The 5,772-nt window shown below is 37.7% G+C and carries 3 protein-coding genes and 1 pseudogene; 1 reads left to right on the top strand and 3 read right to left on the bottom strand.

Annotated features, from left to right (window positions below; all coding sequences use genetic code 11):
• From CIK90_RS03485 to CIK90_RS03475, 3 genes and pseudogenes are all read right to left on the bottom strand, one after another.
• Positions 1–362: pseudogene (locus tag CIK90_RS03485) on the bottom strand (hypothetical protein); the annotation flags it as partial.
• Positions 363–765: 403 nt separating this feature from the next.
• Positions 766–1,572 carry a hypothetical protein gene (locus CIK90_RS03480; protein ID WP_094434352.1) on the bottom strand — a complete coding sequence of 269 codons (807 nt, stop codon included), beginning with the start codon at positions 1,570–1,572 and terminating at the stop codon, positions 766–768.
• Positions 1,532–2,521, bottom strand: a complete 990-nt coding sequence (locus CIK90_RS03475; RefSeq protein WP_094434350.1) for a hypothetical protein — start codon at positions 2,519–2,521, stop codon at positions 1,532–1,534. Before CIK90_RS03475 ends, CIK90_RS03480 begins: the two co-directional genes overlap by 41 nt.
• Positions 2,522–4,211: 1,690 nt before the next feature.
• Between CIK90_RS03475 and CIK90_RS03470 the strand changes: the two genes are divergently transcribed.
• The coding region (locus CIK90_RS03470; RefSeq protein WP_144007215.1) for a phosphoadenosine phosphosulfate reductase family protein at positions 4,212–5,772 on the top strand (1,561 nt) is incomplete at its 3' end.

Here is a 5,772-nt window from a genome sequence, read left to right as displayed (position 1 = left end):
TTGAACGTAGGATAGATAGTCCCGTCTGGTTTTCTATTCACGTTGATATACCGTCCCACAAACACGTGTGGGTTACGCTTTACCGGCCATAACGCCTTTGCCACATGCTCCACGAAGAGGTAATGATCCTCTGCATCACGCGTGATCGTACCGCAGAGATACCTGCCCAAAGGCAATCTCCCTGGCTGTTGCGTCATCAGTTTGAGGTCAATCCCCAATTCCGTATGGGGATAGGCCGACGTATGCTCGCGGTAAGCGCAAGCAAATGGTGAATCACCTTGTAGCATGTCGTTGACTACGCTACCGATAATCTGTGGCTCGTGCGATGAAGCAGAACCGTTCTCGACAATCTTTTTTGTCATTGTTGTATAATTTTTAAAAAAAGTATTGTCTCACACTACGCAGGATCATATAGACAATGTAATTCATGTCCTACGCTCGGAGCCGTGTTTCGTTTTTGACCGCTGACTGAAATCTATAAAAGAATGCAGCAGAAACTCCGAATTAGAAATTTCTGCTGCAAAGATATGATAAAGAAAATGCGGAGTGTATTATTTTTCTAATGTATCATTCGCTCGAGGAATAAAAAGGAATGAAAAGGAATTGAAAAGGAAAGAATCAAAGAATTACCGGTGAGATAATGCTTAAAATAGAACAAATCAAGCAATATATCATTAAAATAGGCCAGCAAATCACCCAAAAGGAGGAATGCTGACCTATTTTCGAGGAATTTATAAAGAATGGGAAGATAATATCAAGGAATCATTAGGACAGTAGATTATTCATTGCTTTGTTCCAGTTATTGCTTGTCGCAGTATATAAACCATGACTTTTAAGGATCGTCCAAAGAGGTTTTAGGTACGAATTGTTATAGTCAGATATTTTTTTATTCTTGATATATTGGGCTGTTATCTTGGCAATAGCAGGATCATTACCAGCTTCTTGAATATCTTTAATATAAGCAATTATATTTTCAAGCTGATTATCGCTGTAGAAATGAGGCTTTAGATCATCGATAAGTTTTTTATTCATGCCATTATAATCTATGATATCCCGAATTTGAACAGATAACCATTTTTTCGGATTATCAATATAATCACACATATATTTACTAAGTTCGTCTTCTTGTTCTTGCAATTTGGATAATCGAGATTGAATGTTTTGTACCAAATCCCTCCATTTAGAATCCTTAGGAAGCGTTTCAAGCAAACCATCAGAAGAATCAGCATAAAACATTTTATCTTTGGAACAATAATTTAAAAGAATAGAAACCCACACAATAATTACAGATGCAGCCAACTTTGCATCAACATTATCTTTACTTTCATCATAATCTCGTAAATAACAGAAAAGGCAGTCATAAGAATTTTTAATATCGTAATCGGACGATTGTTTTCTGATTTCATCAATAATTTCGACCGTTTCTATAAAAATTTCAATTGTAGAGAACCGCAAAGTATTCATGCGGCTCTCAAATTGTTTACAACTGGTATTTATTAACCTCATAATGACATTATCCTGTAGAGTGTCATTAATTAGGGCAACTGATTTTGGCTGGAGGCGTTGTTTCATTTTCTGTTTTCTTTATATCGTCAATACATTCATTGAGCCATTTAAGAAGTTCATAGTCGCCTTTTTCAATAGAAAGAGAGGATTTCATCTGAAAATTTTCGATGGCTAAATCTGGCATAAAATACATAGGCACAACCTCGTCATTTAAGCATATCATTCCACTTTTACTCATCTTAACCCTTATTTCACAATCATTTTTGGATACGAATTCTGCAACATTAAACATGGTGTCGATAGCATTTTTTATGCTTAGCTCATTGGTACCCTTTGCGTATTTACTTCCAAAGAAAACCTCTTTTGCTTCGTTTTCTTCACCTCGCTTGATCAACCCATTGATATCGTTATCACTCGAGAAGTTAGCAAATTTTGCAGTCTCCCCATCACGTTTTGCAGTTAGGCAAATCTGAGTCACATAATCGTTATTACTTATGCAACGTCTTTTGATAAGACTCCAAGCTTTTGCACGCATCAAAATCTTTTCAAATTCAATAGTATAACCATATTCTTTTATTAAACGATTAAAATTTGCAGTAAGTATCTTTAAAATCCTATCAATATTACCATTGAAAGTAGAGTAATTTTTTTCAATAGCCACATATTTCACATCTCCAAGATTTAGAAAGATTATATGACAATATGGATAGGAAGATTCTGTCTTTTCTTTATAGTCATCTATATTATTGGTAGTTGTTCCTGTAGGTAATGTTATCTTTATATCTTTATCATCATTAAGTCTAAATACGATGATATTATCATGCTCGGCAATCACATTATTTTGCAAACATACTTCTTCCTTTCCTTTTTTCATGTATATCTGAAGTTTTCCAGCAGTTTGAAATAGCTTTCCAAATTGCTCTTGAACTTTTTCCTTTTCAACTCTTTTCTCTTCTTTAGAATCTGGGTCTTCCTTGAAAGAATACCTACAGAAGACAAACTTCTTTTGCTTCATTTTTTTAGTTTTTGGGATTGAAAAATTTTATTCCCTATCCACAAATGGAATCAGGAGGGTTAATATTCTCGATTGTTTTAGGTTTCTCGTCCATGATATTATGGACGAGACTCTAATGATATATACGTATAGCAAATAGTGTGCCAAAATTGTTGAAAATTTATCTTTTCTGCTCAATACTGAAATTTTGTCACATCTATTTTCGCTCGTGTCAGTCATGCCTTTTCTGATGTCCTATGTGTATTCCGTGGATAACAAAAATTCTGCTGACAACGAGAATCTTTAACTAAAATCCTTGACCAAAATGCGCAACAGTACGTTGCTTCTGGGAAGAATTTTAATGGGGATCGCATCGGAGACGCTCGACATCCTAACAAAAATCTTAAATATAATCTTCAACAAAAACATCCGTGTCCTCCGTGTGTTCCGTGGATAACAAAAATTTCCGGATCACCAACATACAAAAAGAAGAGGCGGTATTCACATACAACCTCTTCAGCCCTTCATAAAAATCCTTATTTGATTTATTTTTTCAGTTGCAAATATACGAATAAAACCGATACCCTCCAAATTTTTCCGTATATTTTTCTCTTTTTAACCGTTAAAATCAAATTTTTTATTTAATTTTGCCGCAGAGTTGCTAAATTGGTTGGCTCGCATACGGGCTGCCAGTTTTCACGATGCACTCCGCGTCTGGAGGGTATGCCCTGCCAGACATTTCTATATCTTATAGGACAGGAACCTGACCCCTGTTTTCCGGACTACACGGATTCTATTTGAAGATTCTTCTCAAGATTTTCGTTAAGATGTCGAGCATCCCCGATGCGATCCATAATAAAACCCTCACCAAAAGCGAGGTATTCGAGCGCATTCTCGTCAAGGATTCTCGTTAATGATTATGTTTTGTGATGTCTGTCAGCCCCCCCCAAAAAAAAATCCACGGAACACACGGAGGACACGGAGAAAGATTTTCGTAGGATGATAAAGACCACTCCCTCAGCCCTCAGACTTCAGACCTCCGACTTCAGACCTCCGACTTGAGACTTCAGGTTACAATCCTTACAGCTTACAGTATTACAGCTTTTGAAAAGCAAAATCGCACATACACAACAATGACTTTTGCGGACTTAATAGTTGGCAAGTGGAACTGTCCCCATGTTTTTTGTCTCCCCAGTTTTCCTTTTCGACAAACTGTGTTAAATATTCTTATAATTTCACTTGAGTTTGCATTATACAATGGAAATTATAAATAAATAATTTAATTTTGCATTGCACTTTTCTCGCAGAAAGCCTGAAGGGGTATAATGTGGGTGGGTGCTGTTTTTATAGAAAGAGCGTTTATCTGACGCTTGTCTTTGACTAGTCGTAATCTCGCAAATTACAAAAATCGTCATAAGGCAAGACAACGATGAATGCTCACGGTGGGTATGTTACGCCCTGCCGTGTGTTGTCGTATATGTACCCCACTTGTGGTGGTAGGATGCGGCTACTCACGCATGGGATTAATATATGCCATGCGTGGGCTTTCTGCGTTGTCCGTCTCGACGATTTGGGCAATGCGAGAGCCTCGACTAGTGGGATGGGCAAAGGCGAATCCCACGCTTTATTTTTGTAGAGACATAACCAACAAAACTATAACAATTTTCGGAGATTGGGGTTCTATCCGTATTTGAAAAGATAGAAACTTATAATGTATAAGATAACATGGGATAAGGAGACAGGCGGAGTGCTGTTGCACTCGCGCATCGTAGAGGGAACGCTTGGAATCTCCCCACGTCCTGTGTTCTTTGAAGAATTGAATCTTTTGGAACTGGATAAGTTAGGTTGGACTTATCCTCATGCAAAAGAACCTATTATGTGGGCTGTAAACAAACAATATTGGTATCGTGGTGTTCGCCTCTTCGATGCTAAAGGTGCTGACATTTACACCAAACCCACATTGGAAATGCAACCTGGCATAGAACCGATGGAGCTAAAACCTGTAGATGTCAAGAAGATGCTCCAGCGTACCGCCGACCTTATGTTCGTTTTGGAGAACGAAGCCATTGAGTTCATTCACGACACCTATCTGGCATACGCCAAGGTGAACAAGACATACGCCAAGGCAGATGCTAACAAACTCGACTTTGAGGCTATGGCGGAGCGTGTGGAGAAAAAGAGTAAGCAGAAGATGGCTGTGGTAAAACAAGATTGCGATTCCTTTGATATTATGCCACTTTCCACTGCCGAGAAGGAGGGAAAACGCGTGCTGCTTTCTACCAAGATCGACCGCTTTATTGCCAGTTTCTCTGGTGGTAAGGATTCACAAGTGGTGCTCGACCTTTGTACGAGAGCCATTCCACCAACAGACTTTGAGGTGATATATAGCGATACGGGCTATGAGTTGCCTCCATCGCTAACCTTATATAAAGAGGTGGAGACATACTACAAGGAGAAATTCCCTACCCTCAACTTCCTTATGGCTCGTAACCATGAGTCTGTACTCAATTATTGGGATAAAATTGGCACACCAAGTGATAATCACCGCTGGTGCTGCTCGGTAATGAAAACAGCTCCGTTGTACAGAATGTTGATGTCTGGTACAGATAAACGACAAAAATTCTTAGCTTTTGAAGGAGTAAGAGCAGAAGAGTCAGTAAGTCGAAGTGAATATAATAGAATAGGTAAAGGGGTAAAACATAAATTTGTAGTAAACGCACGTCCAATATTGAGTTGGAATACAACTGAAGTTTTCCTATATCTGTTAGAACATGATTTGCATATAAATTCAGCATATCGTGTAGGAAAGCCTAGAGTAGGATGTGTCCTTTGTCCATTTGGTTCTCCCTGGGATGATATGATAGTCAATAATTGCTATTCAAGTAATCTTAAGCCATTCTTGGATAGGATTGAATCAAATGTTGCTTCAAGAAAAATTCCAAATAAGAAAGAATATATTGCAGAGAGAAAATGGAAGCTAAGAGGCAGTGGTAAATTCTCTGAGGCTAAGACCTCCGTTTCGTTTTCTTCGTCTTCCAATAAATGGCAAGCAATAGTGAAAAGTGCAGAAAAAGAACTATTCACTTGGTTTCCAGTTCTTGGCAAGTATAGTATAAAGGAAAAACAAGAATTTATTATTGGTGAATTGGAGTTCAAACATGAAATATACCATTTTGAAATTCGTTTTGGCAAGAATATGAATGATTTTACATTCACTTTGTATGACAATAATAATATACAACTAAGATATTATTTAAGACGAATTATCAATA

It is taken from the genome of Prevotella sp. P5-126 (assembly GCF_002251185.1).
Classification (GTDB): domain Bacteria; phylum Bacteroidota; class Bacteroidia; order Bacteroidales; family Bacteroidaceae; genus Prevotella.
The sequence above is the reverse complement of the archived record's forward strand: the minus strand, read 5'-3'. Positions and strand labels throughout refer to the sequence as shown.

What these genes read in the sequence shown, in the direction of transcription:
- CIK90_RS03475 (WP_094434350.1), bottom strand. Translation starts at nt 2,521, where the DNA reads ATGAAGCAAAAGAAGTTTGTCTTCTGTAGGTATTCTTTCAAGGAAGAC.
- CIK90_RS03480 (WP_094434352.1), bottom strand. Translation starts at nt 1,572, where the DNA reads ATGAAACAACGCCTCCAGCCAAAATCAGTTGCCCTAATTAATGACACT.